19 protein-coding genes and 1 pseudogene are annotated in these 17,842 nt (G+C 37.5%); 9 read left to right on the top strand and 11 right to left on the bottom strand.

The window, feature by feature from the left end; genetic code table 11:
• Positions 1–39: 39 nt before the first annotated feature.
• On the bottom strand, positions 40–1,041 hold the full coding sequence (locus AC0JIQ_RS10435; RefSeq protein ID WP_474201608.1) for an LLM class flavin-dependent oxidoreductase: 1,002 nt from the start codon (positions 1,039–1,041) through the stop codon (positions 40–42).
• 144 nt (positions 1,042–1,185) lie between these two features.
• Positions 1,186–1,701 carry a glycine zipper domain-containing protein gene (locus AC0JIQ_RS10430; protein ID WP_474201607.1) on the bottom strand — a complete coding sequence of 172 codons (516 nt, stop codon included), beginning with the start codon at positions 1,699–1,701 and terminating at the stop codon, positions 1,186–1,188.
• A 246-nt stretch (positions 1,702–1,947) separates the two neighbouring features.
• Here AC0JIQ_RS10430 and AC0JIQ_RS10425 point away from each other — a divergent pair, with 246 nt between their 5' ends.
• A complete protein-coding gene (locus AC0JIQ_RS10425) occupies positions 1,948–2,664 on the top strand; it encodes a pseudouridine synthase (RefSeq protein WP_474201606.1) in 717 nt (238 codons plus the stop codon).
• Here AC0JIQ_RS10425 and AC0JIQ_RS10420 read toward each other — a convergent pair whose 3' ends face one another.
• The 4 genes from AC0JIQ_RS10420 to AC0JIQ_RS10405 form a co-directional block, all read right to left on the bottom strand.
• On the bottom strand, positions 2,665–3,108 hold the full coding sequence (locus AC0JIQ_RS10420; protein WP_005215389.1) for a GNAT family N-acetyltransferase: 444 nt from the start codon (positions 3,106–3,108) through the stop codon (positions 2,665–2,667). It abuts the gene before it with no gap.
• Between the two features lie 98 nt (positions 3,109–3,206).
• A complete protein-coding gene (locus AC0JIQ_RS10415; RefSeq protein ID WP_004661385.1) occupies positions 3,207–3,521 on the bottom strand; it encodes a type II toxin-antitoxin system RelB/DinJ family antitoxin in 315 nt (104 codons plus the stop codon).
• Positions 3,522–3,630: 109 nt separating this feature from the next.
• The gene (locus AC0JIQ_RS10410; RefSeq protein ID WP_474201605.1) at positions 3,631–4,539 is read right to left on the bottom strand and encodes a pseudouridine synthase; all 909 of its coding nucleotides are present in this window, start codon (positions 4,537–4,539) and stop codon (positions 3,631–3,633) included.
• Positions 4,536–5,168 carry a hypothetical protein gene (locus AC0JIQ_RS10405; protein WP_474201604.1) on the bottom strand — a complete coding sequence of 211 codons (633 nt, stop codon included), beginning with the start codon at positions 5,166–5,168 and terminating at the stop codon, positions 4,536–4,538. The genes AC0JIQ_RS10410 and AC0JIQ_RS10405 overlap by 4 nt, the downstream gene beginning before the upstream one ends.
• Before the next feature lie 107 nt (positions 5,169–5,275).
• Here AC0JIQ_RS10405 and tsaE point away from each other — a divergent pair, with 107 nt between their 5' ends.
• The 7 genes and pseudogenes from tsaE (at position 5,276) to AC0JIQ_RS10370 (ending at position 11,499) form a co-directional block, all read left to right on the top strand.
• Positions 5,276–5,752, top strand: coding sequence for a tRNA (adenosine(37)-N6)-threonylcarbamoyltransferase complex ATPase subunit type 1 TsaE (tsaE, locus tag AC0JIQ_RS10400; RefSeq protein WP_474201603.1), 477 nt, complete (start codon positions 5,276–5,278; stop codon positions 5,750–5,752).
• On the top strand, positions 5,742–7,679 hold the full coding sequence (gene mutL / locus AC0JIQ_RS10395) for a DNA mismatch repair endonuclease MutL (RefSeq protein ID WP_474201602.1): 1,938 nt from the start codon (positions 5,742–5,744) through the stop codon (positions 7,677–7,679). Before tsaE ends, mutL begins: the two co-directional genes overlap by 11 nt.
• Positions 7,680–7,685: 6 nt before the next feature.
• Positions 7,686–8,630, top strand: coding sequence for a tRNA (adenosine(37)-N6)-dimethylallyltransferase MiaA (gene miaA, locus AC0JIQ_RS10390; protein WP_050039440.1), 945 nt, complete (start codon positions 7,686–7,688; stop codon positions 8,628–8,630).
• Positions 8,631–8,721: 91 nt separating this feature from the next.
• Positions 8,722–9,234, top strand: a complete 513-nt coding sequence (hfq, locus tag AC0JIQ_RS10385; RefSeq protein ID WP_005215403.1) for an RNA chaperone Hfq — start codon at positions 8,722–8,724, stop codon at positions 9,232–9,234.
• Positions 9,235–9,315: 81 nt separating this feature from the next.
• Positions 9,316–10,173 (top strand): EamA family transporter, encoded by an 858-nt coding sequence (locus AC0JIQ_RS10380; RefSeq protein WP_474201601.1) that lies wholly within the window; start codon positions 9,316–9,318, stop codon positions 10,171–10,173.
• Between the two features lie 33 nt (positions 10,174–10,206).
• A pseudogene (locus AC0JIQ_RS10375) lies at positions 10,207–10,794 on the top strand (TetR/AcrR family transcriptional regulator).
• 78 nt (positions 10,795–10,872) lie between these two features.
• Positions 10,873–11,499, top strand: a complete 627-nt coding sequence (locus AC0JIQ_RS10370; RefSeq protein ID WP_474201600.1) for an NAD(P)H-dependent oxidoreductase — start codon at positions 10,873–10,875, stop codon at positions 11,497–11,499.
• 62 nt (positions 11,500–11,561) lie between these two features.
• On the opposite strand, the gene nfsB is transcribed toward AC0JIQ_RS10370, so the two are convergent.
• The 3 genes from nfsB to AC0JIQ_RS10355 form a co-directional block, all read right to left on the bottom strand.
• Positions 11,562–12,215, bottom strand: a complete 654-nt coding sequence (nfsB, locus tag AC0JIQ_RS10365; protein ID WP_005204680.1) for an oxygen-insensitive NAD(P)H nitroreductase — start codon at positions 12,213–12,215, stop codon at positions 11,562–11,564.
• 290 nt (positions 12,216–12,505) lie between these two features.
• Complete coding sequence (locus tag AC0JIQ_RS10360) at positions 12,506–13,222, bottom strand: UDP-2,3-diacylglucosamine diphosphatase (RefSeq protein WP_474201599.1); 717 nt, start codon at positions 13,220–13,222, stop codon at positions 12,506–12,508.
• 84 nt (positions 13,223–13,306) lie between these two features.
• Positions 13,307–13,816 carry a peptidylprolyl isomerase gene (locus tag AC0JIQ_RS10355; RefSeq protein WP_004654349.1) on the bottom strand — a complete coding sequence of 170 codons (510 nt, stop codon included), beginning with the start codon at positions 13,814–13,816 and terminating at the stop codon, positions 13,307–13,309.
• A 167-nt stretch (positions 13,817–13,983) separates the two neighbouring features.
• On the opposite strand from AC0JIQ_RS10355, the gene AC0JIQ_RS10350 reads away from it, so the two are divergent.
• Complete coding sequence (locus AC0JIQ_RS10350; RefSeq protein ID WP_474201598.1) at positions 13,984–15,711, top strand: glutamine--tRNA ligase/YqeY domain fusion protein; 1,728 nt, start codon at positions 13,984–13,986, stop codon at positions 15,709–15,711.
• 411 nt (positions 15,712–16,122) lie between these two features.
• On the opposite strand, the gene AC0JIQ_RS10345 is transcribed toward AC0JIQ_RS10350, so the two are convergent.
• Positions 16,123–16,836 (bottom strand): glutamine amidotransferase, encoded by a 714-nt coding sequence (locus tag AC0JIQ_RS10345; protein WP_474201597.1) that lies wholly within the window; start codon positions 16,834–16,836, stop codon positions 16,123–16,125.
• A gap of 31 nt (positions 16,837–16,867) precedes the next feature.
• Positions 16,868–17,833 carry an alpha/beta hydrolase gene (locus AC0JIQ_RS10340; protein ID WP_046739221.1) on the bottom strand — a complete coding sequence of 322 codons (966 nt, stop codon included), beginning with the start codon at positions 17,831–17,833 and terminating at the stop codon, positions 16,868–16,870.
• Positions 17,834–17,842: the final 9 nt, after the last annotated feature.

Here is a 17,842-nt window from a genome sequence, read left to right as displayed (position 1 = left end):
CATTATTGTTGTGAATAATGCTTACTTGAAAATGAGAAATTATTTGTTTTTAAGATCCATCAACAAACTAAAATTTTCTAGTCGTTTTTCAGTATCATAAATATCACATGTAAAAATGAATTCATCAACATCGTATTGACTAGCAATCTTATTTAATCCAGTTTTCACAGTTTCTTTTGAACCAATTTGTGCCATCGCATAAAAATTTTGAATCGCCATCTGTTCTGAAACTGAAGCCAATCCTTCGATTGAATCAATTGGTGGTTTTAACTTTAGGCTATTGCCACGAATCAGATTTAAAATTCTTTGATAAGAACTAGTTGCTAAATATTGTGCTTCTTCATCAGTTGCCGCAACGACTGTTGGTACACCCATTGAAACATAAGGTTTATCAAGATATTCAGATGCTTGAAAATTCTCACGGTAAACTTCGATTGCTTGACCTAACATACGTGGAGCGAAATGTGATGCAAAAGAATAGGGAAGTCCGAGCTTTGCGGCCAATTGTGCACTGAATAAACTTGAGCCAAGTAACCAAACAGGGACATGGGTATTTTGACCTGGCGTTGCAATTATTTTTTGATTTGGTTGTGGTACTTTAAAATATTGCAAAATTTCCATTACATCTTGAGGAAATTGATCTTCGGTTTCTTGACGCCCGCGTCGTAATGCACGCATCGTCATTTGATCAGTTCCTGGAGCACGCCCCAAACCAAGTTCAAAACGATTAGGATAAAGTGTTGCTAAAGTCCCGAATTGTTCTGCAACAACTAATGGTGCGTGATTAGGTAACATGATGCCACCAGAACCTAAGCGAATTTTGTGTGTATTTGCTGCGATGAATCCTAGTAAAACTGCCGTTGCGGAACTCGCAATTCCATCCATATTGTGATGTTCAGCTAACCAGAAACGTTCATAACCAAGCTTTTCAGCATGTTGAGCAAGTTCTAGTGCATGACGAAGTGAAAATTCAATACTTTTATCGTCTCTGACAGGAGCTAACTCCAAAATTGAAAATTTGATCTCTTGTAGTGACTTCATTTTTTGACTCTCAAAATCATATATCGAAATAATACGATATTAGATTGTTTTTGTATATCGAATATTGTCGATATTTGTTGCAAATTGGATAAAATAAAAAAAGCGCCCGAAGGCGCCAAAAGAGAAAATGTTAAGATTTGATGATTAATCCTTATACCAACCACGGTGATAGCCATTATCATGACGGTAATGATGACGAGATTTATAGTATCCACGATCATCATAAGAACGACGGTTGTTATAACGGCGGTCATCGTAAGAATGACGATTTTCGTAGCGACGGTCTTCTTCACGATCTTGACCAACTTTTTGACCTAAAGCCGCACCACCTGCTGCACCCAAACCAGCGCCAATATAGCCGCCATTCGTTCCACCGACATTACGTCCAACGGTGTAACCACCAACACCGCCAAGTCCACCACCAATTGCGGCTTCAGTGCGATCACGTTTATTGCTTGATGCCGCAGCACCACCAGCACCACCAATTGCGGAACCAATCATGGCACCCGTATTACCGCCAAGTTGTTTACCAACTGCTGTACCAACAATACTACCGAGTGCTGAAGTTGCTGCAACACGTGCTGTATTATCTGCATGTGCAACGGTCATCATTGAAGAGGTTGCCAAGATGACACTACATAACCACATATTCGATTTCATGGTGAAACTCCTTATCCATTCTTTTGGACAGTATTCTTTTGCTTGAGACAAATGTAACAAGACTTTTAAGTGAAAATATGGAGCGCAATAGGATGATTGAGAGAGTTTGGCGAGAGTTTTGTATATGTTCTATTACAAATGAACAGATTGTGAATAAATTATAAAAAATAAGAATGAGTATGCTGTAAGCAACGATGCCTAGCTGAATCGAGTACAATAGACTCAGTTTGAGATGAGGATGTAGTTATGCTGTTGGAAAAAATTTTGCAATCGCAAGGCTTTGGTTCAAGAAAGTATTGCCAACAGTTAATTAAAAATGGTTCTGTGCAGATTGAAGGACAAGTTTGTGAAAACCCTAAACAGAATATAAATACGGATCAGCTTTGCTTTCAAGTATTTGGCGAAGAATACCAATATCGAGAACATCTCTACATTGTTTTAAATAAACCGAACGGTTATGAATGTTCACATCAGGCAACGCATCATAAAAGTGTATTTAGCTTACTACCTGAAATTTTGATCCATCGGGGTATTCAATGTGTGGGAAGACTAGACCAAGATACTACTGGATTATTGTTATTGACTGATGATGGTCAATATTTACAAGCTTTAACCAATCCCCGTAAGCATGTGCCAAAAGTTTATCATGTAACGACTGCCGATCCGATTTCAGCTGAGCAATTAATGGCTTTAGAACAGGGAGTTGAGCTAAGGAATGAAAAAGGTATTTATGCCGCAACCAATCTTCAACTATTTTCCACGCATCAATTGGCAATGACAATTCATCAAGGTGTCTACCATCAAGTTAAACGTATGCTTGCAGCAGTAGGAAATAAAGTTGAGCTCTTACACCGCCAGCAAATAGGATTACTTGAGCTTCCTGAATTACCAGAAGGTGAATGGATTTATCTTACATCTTCTCAAAAACAATTGAGTCAAAATATTGCCTTAGATGATGAATAACTATTTTAAAAAACAGTGAAAGGTTTTGAATTCATCATCTTGAATAAATCCCATTTGTTCATAAAGACGGCGAGACTCATAATTATTTTTTTGTGTTTCAAGACTAATTCTTTGTGCATTTTCATGGCGAGCAAAAAGGATTGCAGTGTCAATTAATTGTTTAGCCGATCCTTGTTTTCGATAAGATGGGGTTACATAAACATCATCTAAAATATAATAGGTTTCGCAAGAAACAGACGAAAAAGCAAGGTACAGTAAAACAAAGCCTGTGAGGACATCATCTTTGACGTGAATGAAAATGACACTATCTTTATTTTCGAAACGATGTTTTAGAAATTGATAGGATTGTTCAACATTGGATGATGTACCATAGAATTGACGGTATTCATCAAACAAGACAGCAAGTTGGTGAAGATCTTCTTTTGTTGCTCGTTTAACAATCATTCCTGTCCATCCTTGCACTTATAATTTTATTTGGACTGTCAGAATAACGAAAAAATTTAAGCTTAAAAAATAAAAACTTGTTTATAAATGCAACATTGTTAAGTTTTGTCACTTTCGCCTAACAGTGCATTTAATTCTTCAAATAGATCTTCATGATCGTCTTCAACATCCAAATCTACAGCAGCTGCAGGATCATTTATTGCTGCATTTTTAGATTTACGGAGCTTGAGTAACTGTTCCATATTAATGTTTTGATTTTCAATTGCAAAAGGAATTGATTTCGTCAACACAACTTGTTTAAAGAAAAGACGAACAGCTTGAGCAGGGGATATACCTAGCTGCTTAAAAACAGCAAAAGCTTGTTTCTTTTCCTGTGAATCAAGGCGAACTTGATAAACTTCTGTTTTTCGCATACAGAATACGACCAAATATTTTTAATTATCGTCATGTATTCTAAACCATTGCAATGTAATTTCAATATTTTTGAAGTGAAAAAATAGAAATTTTGTCATTACGTTGTATTTACAGTGTCAATTCAAATTTAGAATTAAAATGCATTTCTTGATTTAAAACGGGATCTATAAAATAAATCTGTTTTGCCAACAACTGGAGCGGTTGTTCAAAGTCATCATCAGCTTTATGTGCGACAACTGGATAAAATGAATCATTTAAAATTGGAATACCTAAGTAATTAAGGTGCACACGCAATTGATGTTGTTTACCTGTCTTGGGTTTAAGCTGATATTTTGCGTAATGTTGATTGTGTTCCAGAAGCTCTATCAAAGTTTCAGAATTCTGAGGTTTTTCAGAATTAATTTGCATCGTGTAAAACGGCTGACCTTTTTCTAAATGGAGCTGTAATATCTGCGGGAAATGTAATTCAGCTCGATAAGCTGCAATCGCATGATAGATTTTTTGTACTTTTCGATCTGCAAAAAGCTGTTGGTATATTCCTCTTTGTTCTGGCTTTTTGCAGAATAAAACGACACCTGCTGTTTCTCGATCTAATCTGTGGATTGGCGTCAGTGCTTCATAGCCTGTTTGTTTCTTTAAGCGGACGAGTAATGTTTCTTGAACGTATTGTCCTGATGGTGTCATTGTTAGAAAGTGGGGTTTATCAACGACGAGTAAATGTTCATTTTCGTATAAAATCTCATGCTGAAAAGGCACATGAATTTCTTGAGCTAGGAAACGATAATAAAAAATATGGTTATTGGGCGTATAGATACTGTCTATTTTTAATTTTTCACCATTCGCAGCATAGATTAATTCATCGCTAAAACGTTGTTGCCATTCGCTTGATTGAATATGTGGAAAGTGTTGGCAAAGATATTCAAAAATGGTGTGTGCCGAAATATTTTGAGGTAAAAAGACTTTACTGGCACTAACACCATTGATCATTGGAGGGATAAAATTTTCAACTGTATTCATATTATTTTTAGTGATGCTGAAGAATGAAAATTTGGGACATATCCATGGTCAAACATTTTTACAAAAGTTTGAGGTGTTAATACAGTAACTGTAAGATTTTGGGGTAATTCAATTTTCTTTTGATAGCCATCAAAAGACCAAATCAAATAACAGTTTTCTTTATAAACTACGATCGCTTCAGAAGCATATTCGAAAAAAGTTCCAATAGGCAGTTTTGAAAGATTTGCTTGGACTGTATGCTGCTTTTTTTCAGCATTGATTCGATCTTGGTGGATACGTTTATCCATTTCTTTTGCTGAAATTGATCGGTCTGTATTGTTGATATTTAACCAGATTTTTTTAAACTCTTGATAACGTTTTCTTTGGCATTCGCCACATGGACGATGTCCTGCAGATAAAGCTGTGACTTCATCTAAAAAAAATAATTCTGAATAAGAATCACCAAAAACTTCTCTTTTAATATTACCGAATGTTGTTAAACAATGAATCCATGACTGTGTTGCCCATTGTTTAATAATCTGTTTATCTGAGTTATGGAGACGACCGCCGCGATTTCCCATCAGCATCGCTTTTTTAGAAGGATGCTGATGCAATTTTCCCCAAGGGTTTACTCTATTTTGTAAGGTCATATTTAAAATCTTGAGCGTTTTAAAAAGAAGCAATTCATTTCGGTGCATTAGGCTTTAACGCAGGGCGATGTTATCATAGCGGTTATCCCAATTTTATTCTATTTGCCATGTCATATTCAGTGAAATTTACTTTAAATCATGAACAAGACACTCAAAAATTTGCGCAAGTGCTCTCACAACAAGTGCATTCAGGCGTTATATATTTGATTGGTGATTTAGGTGCTGGGAAAACTACATTTGCACGTTATTTTATCCAGAATCTTGGGCATCAGGGTTCAGTAAAAAGCCCAACTTATACCTTGGTTGAGCCATATACAATTCAAAAGAAAGAAATTTTCCATTTTGACTTATATCGTTTAGATGATCCCTATGAATTAGAACTGATGGGAATTCGTGATTATTTAGAAACGCCAGATGCTTTATTCTTATTTGAATGGCCTTCAAAAGGTGGAGATGAAATTCCAAAACCTGATGTAGTGATTGATATTCAAAAATCGGATGATGAATTGACTCGGTTTGTTACGCTAACCACTGAATCCGAATCTTTATCTCAAACTTTGCAGGAACAATTGAATGGCGCATGATTCAACTCGTCGTATTCATACCCTTGATGCTGCCTTAGCCAACCAGATTGCTGCGGGTGAGGTGATTGAACGTCCATCATCAGTTGTTAAAGAATTATTAGAAAATGCAATCGATGCTGGCGCAACCGAACTTATTATTCGGGTGGCGCAAGGTGGTTCGACCCTGATTGAAATCATTGATAATGGCCATGGAATTCATTCAGAAGATTTACCATTAGCAGTAATGCGGCATGCGACAAGTAAAATTAAAACATCGGAAGACTTGCATGCAATTGTTAGTTTAGGCTTTCGTGGAGAGGCATTAGCTTCGATTGCTGCGGTATCACGTTTGACGTTAACCAGTAGCCAAGATGAACAAGGTGTAGGCTATCAGGTTGAAGTGAATGGGACAGCGTTTGATCATCAAGAAATACAGGCTGTTGCAGCACAAAAAGGTACACATATTCGTGTACAAGATTTATTTTTCAATGTGCCAGCGCGCCGAAAGTTTTTAAAAAAACCAAGTACAGAATTTGGGCATATCGAAGAAATAGTCCGCCGTTTGGCTTTGACTCATTTTGAAATTCGTTTTGTACTCGAACATAACGATAATATTCGTTTAAATTTGCCGATTGCTGATAGTGGTGAATTACGTTATCAGCGTGTCCAGCAGTTATTAGGTCAACAGTTTATTCAAAATGCATACTGGATCGATGCTGAAAGTATCAATATGCGTTTGTCAGGTTGGTTAGGGCATCCTTCCGACGCACGCGCACAGACTGACATGCAATATGTGTATGTGAATGGTCGTATTGTCAAAGACAAAACCATTTCACACGCTTTACGTATGGCCTATGAAGGAATTTTGCATGGTCATCAACATTCATCTTATTTATTGTTTTTAGAAGTTGATCCAGAAAATATTGATGTGAATGTGCATCCAACCAAGCATGAAATTCGTTTTCTGAACCAGCGTGAAGTACATGAATTTGTACGGCATTATGCCAAAGCAACCTTGTCTCAATTTCAAACCGCAACTGCTGATTTAGCACAAGCGGTGAAAACAGATGAAGCTGAGGCAGAAAACTTTAATTATCAGCCTCAGCCAAAATATCAAGAACAATTCAATTTACATCGAGCAGTAGCTGAGCCTGAACGACAAGCCAATCAGCAGGTTGTTGTTTCGACAGATTTACTCACTGAGTTTAATCAAAGCCGCCCACAGGCAGTACAGTACACAACACCTCATGAACCACGTTATAATGGCACTACACAGTTAAATAATCCACTCAAAAGCTATTTAGCGCCTTTACGTGAAGAAACAGAAGATGGAAATGATCAAGGCCCATCACGTGTGGATGAGTTTCCTTTGGGAATTGCAATCGCACAACTGCATGGCATCTATATTTTGGCGCAAAATACTGAAGGCCTGATTATTGTGGATATGCATGCGGCACATGAACGTATCTTGTTGCAGCAGATGAAGTCGGCATGGGATAAACCTGAATTTTGGACTTCGCAACAACTTCTGATCCCTAAAGTTGTTTCCATTACTCGTATGCAAGCGACACGTGTTGAAGATTTACAACCACAATTAGAACGTTTGGGTTTGGAAATTGATCAATACGGCGATGATCAGGTGATTGTGCGCGGTGTTCCCGCCATTTTGCATAAAGCTGACTTTAGTAATTTAATTCCAGAATTACTAAATGATCTTGATCCAAATGATGAAGCTAGGGGGCTATTACAAAAACGTGATGAGCTTCTTGCTGGTATGGCATGTCATGGAGCTGTAAGAGCACACCGACAACTCAGTCTTTCGGAAATGAATGCTTTATTACGCCAAATGGAACAAACTGAATTTGCCAGCCAGTGTAATCATGGGCGTCCAACTTGGCGCGCATTTCCATTGCATCAATTAGATAAATTATTTGCTCGAGGAGAGTAGTTTTACATGTCAAATCAATTGCCCGTCATCAATTTAATGGGGCCTACCGCAAGTGGTAAAACAGCATTGGCATGCGAACTCTATGAACGCGGTAATTTCGAATTGATTTCTGTGGATTCAGCTTTAGTTTATAAAGATATGGATATTGGGACTGCTAAACCCACAAAAGAAGAGCAACAACAATATCCGCATCACTTAATCGATATTATTACTCCATTGGACGTATATTCAGCAGCACAATTTGTTGAAGATGTTTGCCCATTAATTGATGACATGCATTCGCGTGGCAAAACACCAATTTTAGTGGGCGGTACAATGCTATATTTTAAATCGCTACTTGAAGGATTAGCTGATAATCTACCAAATGCGGATCAAAGTATTCGTGATGCGATTCTTGCTAAAGCTGATCTTGAAGGCTGGCAGTCTGTTTATGATGAATTGGCTTCAGTTGATCCAATTGCTGGACAAAAGTTCAAAGTTTCAGATAAACAAAGAATTATTAGGGCATTAGAAGTTTACCGAATTACAGGTGAACCAATAACAAAACTACAGGCAGAGCAGCCTAAAAATCAACCATATCGTTACATATTTCATAATTACGCATTGATGCCAGATCGGGTAGAATTACATCAACGCATTGAGCAACGTTTAAGCAAAATGTGGAGTATTGGATTTTTAAATGAAGTAGAGGAATTAATTAGAAAATACGATTTAAATGATAATTTACCATCCATGCGGTCTGTGGGTTATCGTCAAGCTTTAGATTTTTTATTAAAAAGTGACCTAAGTCTCAAAAATAAAGTAGAAATGGAGAACAAAGCATTATTTGCGACACGGCAACTTGCCAAACGTCAATACACTTGGTTACGTTCTTTGCAAGAAATACACGATTTTAAAACTTACGTGACGATAAAGCAGGCGAAAGAAGACTTGCGAAACTTCTTTGGATAAAGCAAAATTCGCAGGCTGTCTTTTTATAATTTTTAGTTGAAAAATAAAGATAGTTTTTTTGCGCTGATTTAAAATTTTTTTGGAGTTAAAAATGTCTAAAGGTCAAACTTTACAAGATCCGTTCTTAAATTCTCTCCGTAAAGAACGTATTCCAGTTTCTATTTTCCTCGTGAACGGTATTAAATTACAGGGGCATATTGAATCTTTTGATCAATATGTAGTTTTATTAAAAAACACTGTAAGTCAAATGGTTTATAAACACGCGATTTCTACAGTTGTACCTGCGCGTAACCCACGTCCAGCTGGCGCACAAGGTGCTACTGGTGGTTTCCCTGCACAAGGTGCTACTGGTGGTTTCGGTGGTCAAGGTTCTACTGGCGGCTTTGGTGGTCAAGGTGGCTTTGGCGGTCAAGGTGGTGGCTTCGGTGGTCAAGGTGGCTTCGGTGGTCAAGGTGGTGGCTTCGGTGGTCAAGGTGGCTTCGGTGGTCAAGGTGGCTTCGGTGGTCAAGGTGGCTTCGGCGGTCAAGGTGGCTTTGGTCATCAAGGTGGCTTCGACGGCGAAACTAAATTTGAAGATGGTCAAGAAGACGAAAACAATCGTTAATTGATTGATGATCTTTAAGAAAATGCCAGTCTCGTAATAGACTGGCATTTTTTTGTCTATTAGAAAGCTAGAATAAATATTATGGAAATGATTGTTGGTGCGGCGTGTTGTAGTGTATTGGTCTCGATTTTACTGAAATACTTAAAAGCAAAGGGCTTTGATGTTTTTCAAATGATTGCGTGGAATTATTTAAGCGCAAGTCTTTTATGTTTTTATTGGTTTAAAACAGATATTACCCATATTTCATTCAATCATACGCCGTGGTGGCTGATTTTTGTGCTCGCAGTATTATTGCCAAGTATATTTTTATGTCTAGCCAAATCTTTACAATTTGCCGGTATTTTAAAAACTGAAATTGCCCAACGTTTGGCGGTCATACTGTCGTTATTGGCAGCCTATTTTATTTTTGGCGAGCAGTTTAGCCAATTAAAATTAATTGGCGTCGTACTGGGCATCATTGCGATTTTAGCGATTATTATCGGACAGGCCACAGAGCAGGCAAGTAAAGGCATGAATTTAAAATCAGCCTTGTTTTTGTTTAGTGTTTGGGCGGGTTATGCTGCTGTAGATATATTACTTAAATATAGTAGTAGTTTAGGTTTGCAGTTTGCAGTTACATTGAATTTAACGTTTATTGCAGCCTTTATTTTATCCATCGCTTATATCGCAATTACTCAACCCAATTGGCAGCCTAAAAATATTTTTACAGGTTTATTTTTAGGTGTACTCAATTTTGCCAATATTGCCTTATATGTCAAAGCACATATGATTTTCAAAGAAACCCCTGCCATTGTTTTTGCTGGGATGAATATTCTTGTCGTGGTACTTGGTGTTCTTAGTGGCGTCGTATTATTTAAAGAACGGTTAAAAGCTTATACCTGGATTGGATTGATCTGTGGTGTGGTTGCAGTTCTGTGTTTAGCCAAAGCAATGATGTAAAGCGATTTGGTTAAATTTGATGGAAGTAAAATTATGACTGGTAAGAGACTAAGTAAGGAAGAGCGCAGACAACAATTGTTGCAGGTGGCCCGTTCAATTATTCGAACTCAGGGTGTAGAAGCCCTAACTCTGGGATATTTAGCAGAGCAAGCTGGTATTACTAAACCAATTGCTTATCGACATTTTATTGACCGCGAAGGGTTACTGATTTCGATTTATCAGGAGTTTGATGATAAACAGACTGCAGAGCTTAATCGGTCTTTAGCTGCTGAAGCAAAAACCTTACAGCAAACCATCCATATTTTTTGCGACGCTTATTTAAGTTGTTTTATCTAAACGGGTCCAGAGGTTGGATTGGTCATTGCTGCTTTGTCTGGTAGTGATATCTTGCAAAACTATTTTCAGCAATGTCAGCAAAAATTCACAGAAATTTTTAAACAAAGCATCCATCCATTTATTCAATTGGATGGAAAAGAGGGTGAGGCGATCGTGATCGCGATCATGGGCTTGATTGAAACGGTATCGACAGCAGCAAGTAAAAATCAAATTGATGCACTGACTGCACAGCAGGTGATGGAAAATTCACTTTTAGTTATTTTACAAGATTATTCAGCGACCTAATTACAGGCATCATAAACCGAGTTGATAGCATAAGTTACTATTGGTAACTTGTGTAGATCATCTATTCGGAATGGATCTATGTCTAATTCAAATAAATTCCAGCATGCTTTGATTGTTATAACGCATCCAGATACCCAATCACTTTCTCATCAGATTGCACAGCATATTTCTCATGATTTAACTGGAAAGGGTGTTTCAGTAGAAATTGCCGATTTATATAAGGAAGGTTTTCAAGCTGTGATGACGCTTTCTGATATTGAAGCTTATCGTGGTCGTCAAGCTTTGGATGCAGAGGTCCAATTTGAACAAGCGCGCTTTGATCGTGCGGATATTGTTTATTTTATTTTTCCTGTGTATTGGTGGTCGGTTCCAGCTTTCTTAAAGGGCTGGTTTGAACGTGTATTTAGTCAGGACTGGGCCTACAAATACGATGAACAGGGGAATCTATTGGGTACTCTAAAAAATATTCCAGTCAAACTGATTGGGACTGCAACAGGGACGCAATCTGGGAATGATCGGCACGGTTATACACAAGCGATTCACAAACAAATCGTGGAAGGTATTTTTGCCTATTGTGGGATTGATGATGTCCAAACCTCAATGCTATTTAAAGCAGATTTTATTCAGGCTGATGATCTGAAGGTCTTCTTTGAAGAATTAGACCAGACGGTTTTAAGTCAATCTCAAATCAATACGAATGCGTAATGCTAAGCCCTAATAATAAGGTTTAACTAGTTATTATTAGGGCGTTCATTCAATAAGTGCTGTTATAGGCGAGTAAAAACCACTTCATCTGGTAGTCGTGATTTTGGCAGTTTGGCATTGAAATCACTGTCGCTGCGATAACCGAGTGCAACAATTACAGAGGCTTTGAAGCCTTTTTCAGCCAAACCAAATTCTTTATTTATGAGTTCTCTATCAAACCCTTCCATAGGTGTTGCGTCGATTCCTTCTAGACCCGCAGCAAAAAGCAGTTGCCCAAGTGCAAGGTAGGTCTGGTTTTCCATCCATGCCGGAAGATTTTTCAGTTCATTACGATAGAATTCAACATAACCAGAACGGGTGGCACGTTGTCCTTGTTTGGCAGTTTCGTCTTTAAAGCGACCACTGACATCATCTTGCTGTAATAATTGTTCTAAGTATTCAGCAGAAATATCGGTACGCGTGCAAAATACTAAGGTATGTGAAGAATTGAGAACTTTGGCCGCGTTATACACATAATTGCCAGTCAATGCCGATGCAATACGCTGCTTTGCTTGATCAGATTCAGCAACCAAAAAGTGCCAAGGTTGAATATTTACCGAAGAAGGGCTGAAACGTAAAATTTCGAGTAGTTTTTCAAATTGTGCTTGAGGAATTTTTTTCTCTGCATCATAAGCTTTTGTGGCGTAACGTGTTTTTGCTGTAGCTAAAGTATCCATCCGTCATTCACTCGATTTTAAAATTTAATTTATTTTACTTGATCTAAATTTCACGAAAAGTAGCTAAATGTGATTTCTATATAGATTTAAGTCGTATATGAGTGGGTTAGAGCGATTAAAGTTCTGATCAAGCGTAAGGAGATGACCGATTGAAGGTTTAGCAAAGTGCAAGAGGCTTAAAGCGACTAAAGTTCTTATCCAAGTGTAAGGCAATAATTTATTAATGAATGGCTGAGATAAAAATATGAAGAGATAAAAGAAGTCGTTAAGATCAGTTAAAGAGTGATTAACTAATAGAACCACTGTTTAAAATCTAATTGATAATTTTCTTGCTCATTGAGCTCTAAAATCCAAGCTGAATCTGCTCGCCAATCTCCCAAAACAATACGTTGTTTCTTAAGGACATGGTGAATCTCTGGACGATGGGTATGGCCGTGAATTAAATAATCAACGTGTTCAATCACGGATTCTACTGCTTGAGCATTTACATCCATGATGTCATAGCTTTTTAGTTGTTTGGTTTCAATACTTTTTTTACGAAAACCATTGGCGAGCTTTTGTCTAAAGCTGAGAGGGGTACGTTTTATTAGCCCCAATAAGATGGGATTGCGAATCACTTTGCGAAAACGCTGATAGGCAACATCATCAGTGCAGAGCGCATCGCCATGCTCCAGTCGGAACGTATGTCGCTGAATATTTAAGGTATAAACGTCAGGTAATAAAATCCCATTAAATTGCTTTAAGAATTTTTGACCTAAGGCAAAATCACGATTCCCCACTTGGAAATAAACTTGGTTATTCACTGCGGTGAATTTTTGCAAAGCGCTGACAATTTCATCTAACCACGGGGCGGTGTAATCATCCCCAATCCAAGCATTAAACCAATCACCCAAAATATAGAGGTGCGTTTTTTTATCCTGATATTGTTTCAATAAAGCTAAAAACCCTCGAACGAGTCGAGGGTGATCAGGTGACAGATGTAAATCTGAGATAAACAGGTAGGTCACACTTTTATCCTTTTAAATCTCCCTAAATCCCTCTTTCTTAAAGAGGGACTTTCCTCCCTTTATAAAGGGGGGGAGGAGGGATTATTATTCAGAGATAATTTTAGCAGATTCGATCACAACGTTCTCTAAAGGAACATCTGCATGGTAACCACGGTTCCCAGTACGAACACCTTTAATTGCTTCTACAATGTCCATGCCTTCAACGACTTTACCAAATACTGCATAACCCCAGCCTTGTGCTGTTTTACCAGTGTGGTTTAAGAAAGAGTTGTTTTTAACATTGATAAAGAATTGAGCAGATGCAGAGTGCGGAGCTTGAGTACGCGCCATTGCAATTGTGCCTTCATCGTTGCTTAAGCCGTTATCAGCTTCGTTTTCGATTGAATCACGTGTTGCTTTTTCTTTGAAGTTTTCATCCATGCCACCGCCCTGGATCATGAAACCATCAATCACGCGGTGGAAAATTACGCCGTCATAGAAACCGTCACGTACATATTCTAAGAAATTTGCAACCGTTTTTGGTGCTTTTTCAGCGTTAAGCTCAAGAACAATACGACCTTTGTTGGTGTTTAATTCGACTTGAGGAAAACTCATTACATTAATCTCCTAAACATGGGCAAATTGACCATGGGTTTTTGGTTGAGAGAAGCATAAGCAAACTGTAAACTACAAGGCAAGTAAAAAACGTTAAAATCTTTCAGAAAAAGCAAAGATTGCGTTTTTATTTCCCATTTTTAACTGTAAGAAGTGATTTACACCCTATGAAGCCAAATGATGTTGTTTCTGAACTGCCAAAGACCCCGACGCCGAATACCCATGCCTCTGTCGATGCCGCGCAGCAAGAACAACAGGCAGGCTTAGATTTTGTTCGACAAGTAATTACCGACGATCTTAAAGAAGGGCGTACCCAAAAAGTAGTAACACGTTTTCCACCTGAGCCAAATGGTTATCTTCATATTGGTCATGTCAAAGCAATTTGTTTGAACTTTGGTATTGCTGAAGAATTTGATGGTCTATGTAATTTACGTTTTGATGATACAAACCCAGATGCCGAAGAACAAGAATATGTTGATGGTATTGCCAACGATGTGAAATGGTTAGGTTTTAACTGGAATGGTGAGCCTCGCTATGCTTCAGGTTATTTTGATCAACTTTATACATGGGCTGTTCAATTAATTGAACAAGGTGATGCTTATGTTGATTTGCAAACCCCAGAAGAAATTAAGCTGAACCGCGGTAATTTCGTTGAACCTGGTAAAAATTCTCCATACCGTGATGCAACGGTTGCCGATAACCTAGCGCGCTTTGAACAAATGCGTAATGGCGAAATTCAGGAAGGCGGTGCTGTTCTACGTGCCAAAATTGATATGGCCAGCCCGAACGTACATATGCGTGATCCGATTCTTTATCGCGTATTGCATTCAGAACATCACCAAACCGGTGATAAATGGAAAATGTACCCAATGTATGACTATGCTCATCCATTGTCAGATGCAATTGAAGGTATTACCCATTCACTCTGTACTTTAGAATTTCAAGATCACCGTCCATTCTATGACTGGATTGTTGAGAAAGTTCACTCGCAAGCTGTACCACGTCAGTACGAATCTTCACGTTTAAATATCGATTACACCATTACTTCTAAACGTAAATTACGTAAGTTGGTTGAAGGCAATCATGTACAGGGTTGGGATGATCCGCGTATGCCAACAGTCGTTGGAATGCGTCGCCGTGGTTTTACAGCAGAAGGTTTACGCGATTTCTGTAAGCGTGTGGGTGTATCGAAAACAGATGGTATTGTTGATGTGGCAATGCTTGAGTTCTGTATCCGTCAGTCATTGGAAAATGCAGCAGCACGTGGCATGGCAGTATTGAACCCATTAAAAGTAACCTTGACAAATTTACCTGAAGAATTAGATCTCACTCATGCACGTCATCCAAACGTGGATATGGGCGAACGTGTTATTCCGTTAACACGTGAACTTTATATTGATCGTAAAGACTTTGAAGAAGTACCACCGAAAGGCTTTAAGCGTCTAATTCCTGATGGTGAAGTGCGTTTACGCCATGCTTATGTCATCAAGTGTGATGAAGTGATTAAAGATGCCAATGGTGAAGTGATTGAACTTAAATGTTCGATTGACCCTGAAACTTTAGGTAAAAATCCTGAAGGGCGTAAGGTAAAAGGTGTGATTCATTGGGTCTCTGCGACCAAAGGTGTACCTGCGGAAGTTCGTATTTACGATCGTTTATTTACCGAAGCTGCGCCAGATGCAGATGATGATTTCTTGGCAAATCTAAATCCAGAATCATTAAAAGTGGTTCAAGCGGTGATTGAGCCTGCTTTAGCACAAGCGAAACCTGAAGATCGTTTCCAGTTTGAACGTGAAGGTTACTTTGTTGCCGATCAACATGATCATCAAGCTGAAAAACCAGTGTTTAACCGTATTCTAGATCTAAAAGATAGCTTTAAAGTAGAGAAGAAATAACCTTTAGGTGAATTTGAACTCTTTTTAGCTCGAAGAATTTAGTTTAGACATGAAAAAGCCCAATTTTAAATTGGGCTTTTTTTATTATATTATGGATTTATGTGATAGAAATAAATAACCATTGAAATAAGTAAAGCCGTCGACATGAATAAATAAGTATTGATTGAGTGAAAACTTTTTATTAACTTGATCATATTTTTATTCCAACTAAAAGAGTATGAATGAATAATGTTATTTTATTGTTTTTTTAGAAAATAGCTTGCGAGTAATGTCGTTACTTATTGGTCTTAATGTTTGTTTCTGTAATAAAATTTTAATAAGTGTAATATTCTATTTTTCAAATAACTAATTTAAGTTAGGCAAATAGTATGTCTAAATTTATCATAAACATACTATTTTTGAGTCTTGAATTTAATCATTAAGTTTTTCTAAAAAAACTTCAATAATTGCCCTACATTTACTTTCTAATTGTTCAGCATAATCTAAATTAGCTTGTCTTAATTGAGGAATGGATAAACCTGCATGACGTATCTCACAAGTATGACCAATCAACCATTTTTCAAAACTGTGCTGAGTAATTTCAAGATGGAATTGTAAAGCTAGAATATTATTTCCCACGGCGAATGCCTGATTTGGATAAATTTCTGAGCTAGCGAGTAAAGTTGCTTGTGATGGTAAATCGAAAGTATCACCATGCCAGTGTAAGACATGAATATTTTCTAATGCTGATAATGGGTTTTGATCAACATTTTTTATTTCTAATGGGCTCCAACCAATTTCTTTTTGATGACCTGCATAGACTTTTGCACCTAATGCGTGTGCGATCAATTGTGCGCCTAAACAAATACCAATAGTTGGTTTATTCGCATTCAAGCGTTGCTTGAGGCCTTCAATTTCTTCTATAAGAAAAGGGTAGTCTTCAGTTTCATAAACACCAATTGGTCCACCAAGGATAATGGTAAGACCTTCATAATTTAAAGCGGGTTTAAGATCATCTACACCCGCTTCAAAATAACGAATACGGAAACCGAGTTGATAAAAAATATCTTCTAATGAACCTAAATCTTCAAAAGCAAGATGCTGAATTGCATAAACTGTTTTAGGTAAAGAAATTGAAGTATTCATAATCTGTGTAATCACTATAAATAGAGCTTAGTTAAGGCATTTTTTGTTCAAGCCAAGAAAATAAATCCTGATAGACTTTCTCTCGCACAGGCGGTGCAGATAAGACCAAATCATGTAAGCCATTTTTGATTGCTAAGGTTTGTACATCACCTTTCATTTTCTTCGCATTATGAGTCATATCTTTGACATCTAAAATCACATCACTTTGCTGTGCATCAACGCCCCATTTTTTGGGATATTTGGATTGATGTGAATGCATAATCAAGGTTGGAATATTTAAAGTAATACCGCGATGGATTTCTTTTTGTGCTTCATGTATTGCATGTACAAAGCATAAGTCTACAAAAGGCATTGATTTAGGTTTCCACTCTAAATTGAAAGTCCATTCGCCATAAAATGCTTTATGTAGGCTTGGTGTATACCATTGATTTAAGCCACTTGGGAATTTTGCATTTGGTAAACGTTTGCCAACTTCACTTAATAAGGGAATACCAACTTTTTTCTCTATTACACTTTTATAGAAATCGTAAAATGGACTGTTGGTCCATAAAGCTTTAATGAGTCGATGGTCTGGATAGTGTGCGGCATAAAGTGTAGTAATTAAACCGCCTGTAGAATGTCCTGCAAGTAAAACTTGGTTATGGTTTTCTTGACCAATAATTTCTAGTGCTTTACTGATTTCAGCATCATATTCACGTAAGTCGAGTAGATAATAAAACTTCTGATGCGGTAATTTTGAGCGACCATATTTTCTGAGATCGAGAGCATAAAAATCATAACCATGCTGGTTAAATTGCTCTGCCATTTCTGTTTGAAAGAAGTAATCACAGAAACCGTGGATATATAGAACTGCTTTCTTGGTGGCTTGAGCTGCTTTCTTACGAACTAATGTTGCAACGACTTTACCATCATAATCATCAGCAAAATTTAAAGTGAGTTGCTGATAATCTTCTCCTAGTATATCTGTTTGATATTTATATGAATTTGAACTGTTCATTTTTATATC

It is taken from the genome of Acinetobacter sp. FB, from assembly GCF_056033405.1.
The sequence above is the reverse complement of the archived record's forward strand: the minus strand, read 5'-3'. Positions and strand labels throughout refer to the sequence as shown.

What these genes read in the sequence shown, in the direction of transcription:
- AC0JIQ_RS10435 (WP_474201608.1), bottom strand. Translation starts at nt 1,041, where the DNA reads ATGAAGTCACTACAAGAGATCAAATTTTCAATTTTGGAGTTAGCTCCT.
- AC0JIQ_RS10430 (WP_474201607.1), bottom strand. Translation starts at nt 1,701, where the DNA reads ATGAAATCGAATATGTGGTTATGTAGTGTCATCTTGGCAACCTCTTCA.
- AC0JIQ_RS10425 (WP_474201606.1), top strand. Translation starts at nt 1,948, where the DNA reads ATGCTGTTGGAAAAAATTTTGCAATCGCAAGGCTTTGGTTCAAGAAAG.
- AC0JIQ_RS10420 (WP_005215389.1), bottom strand. Translation starts at nt 3,108, where the DNA reads ATGATTGTTAAACGAGCAACAAAAGAAGATCTTCACCAACTTGCTGTC.
- AC0JIQ_RS10415 (WP_004661385.1), bottom strand. Translation starts at nt 3,521, where the DNA reads ATGCGAAAAACAGAAGTTTATCAAGTTCGCCTTGATTCACAGGAAAAG.
- AC0JIQ_RS10410 (WP_474201605.1), bottom strand. Translation starts at nt 4,539, where the DNA reads ATGAATACAGTTGAAAATTTTATCCCTCCAATGATCAATGGTGTTAGT.
- AC0JIQ_RS10405 (WP_474201604.1), bottom strand. Translation starts at nt 5,168, where the DNA reads ATGACCTTACAAAATAGAGTAAACCCTTGGGGAAAATTGCATCAGCAT.
- tsaE (WP_474201603.1), top strand. Translation starts at nt 5,276, where the DNA reads ATGTCATATTCAGTGAAATTTACTTTAAATCATGAACAAGACACTCAA.
- mutL (WP_474201602.1), top strand. Translation starts at nt 5,742, where the DNA reads ATGGCGCATGATTCAACTCGTCGTATTCATACCCTTGATGCTGCCTTA.
- miaA (WP_050039440.1), top strand. Translation starts at nt 7,686, where the DNA reads ATGTCAAATCAATTGCCCGTCATCAATTTAATGGGGCCTACCGCAAGT.
- hfq (WP_005215403.1), top strand. Translation starts at nt 8,722, where the DNA reads ATGTCTAAAGGTCAAACTTTACAAGATCCGTTCTTAAATTCTCTCCGT.
- AC0JIQ_RS10380 (WP_474201601.1), top strand. Translation starts at nt 9,316, where the DNA reads ATGGAAATGATTGTTGGTGCGGCGTGTTGTAGTGTATTGGTCTCGATT.
- AC0JIQ_RS10370 (WP_474201600.1), top strand. Translation starts at nt 10,873, where the DNA reads ATGTCTAATTCAAATAAATTCCAGCATGCTTTGATTGTTATAACGCAT.
- nfsB (WP_005204680.1), bottom strand. Translation starts at nt 12,215, where the DNA reads ATGGATACTTTAGCTACAGCAAAAACACGTTACGCCACAAAAGCTTAT.
- AC0JIQ_RS10355 (WP_004654349.1), bottom strand. Translation starts at nt 13,816, where the DNA reads ATGAGTTTTCCTCAAGTCGAATTAAACACCAACAAAGGTCGTATTGTT.
- AC0JIQ_RS10350 (WP_474201598.1), top strand. Translation starts at nt 13,984, where the DNA reads ATGAAGCCAAATGATGTTGTTTCTGAACTGCCAAAGACCCCGACGCCG.
- AC0JIQ_RS10345 (WP_474201597.1), bottom strand. Translation starts at nt 16,836, where the DNA reads ATGAATACTTCAATTTCTTTACCTAAAACAGTTTATGCAATTCAGCAT.
- AC0JIQ_RS10340 (WP_046739221.1), bottom strand. Translation starts at nt 17,833, where the DNA reads ATGAACAGTTCAAATTCATATAAATATCAAACAGATATACTAGGAGAA.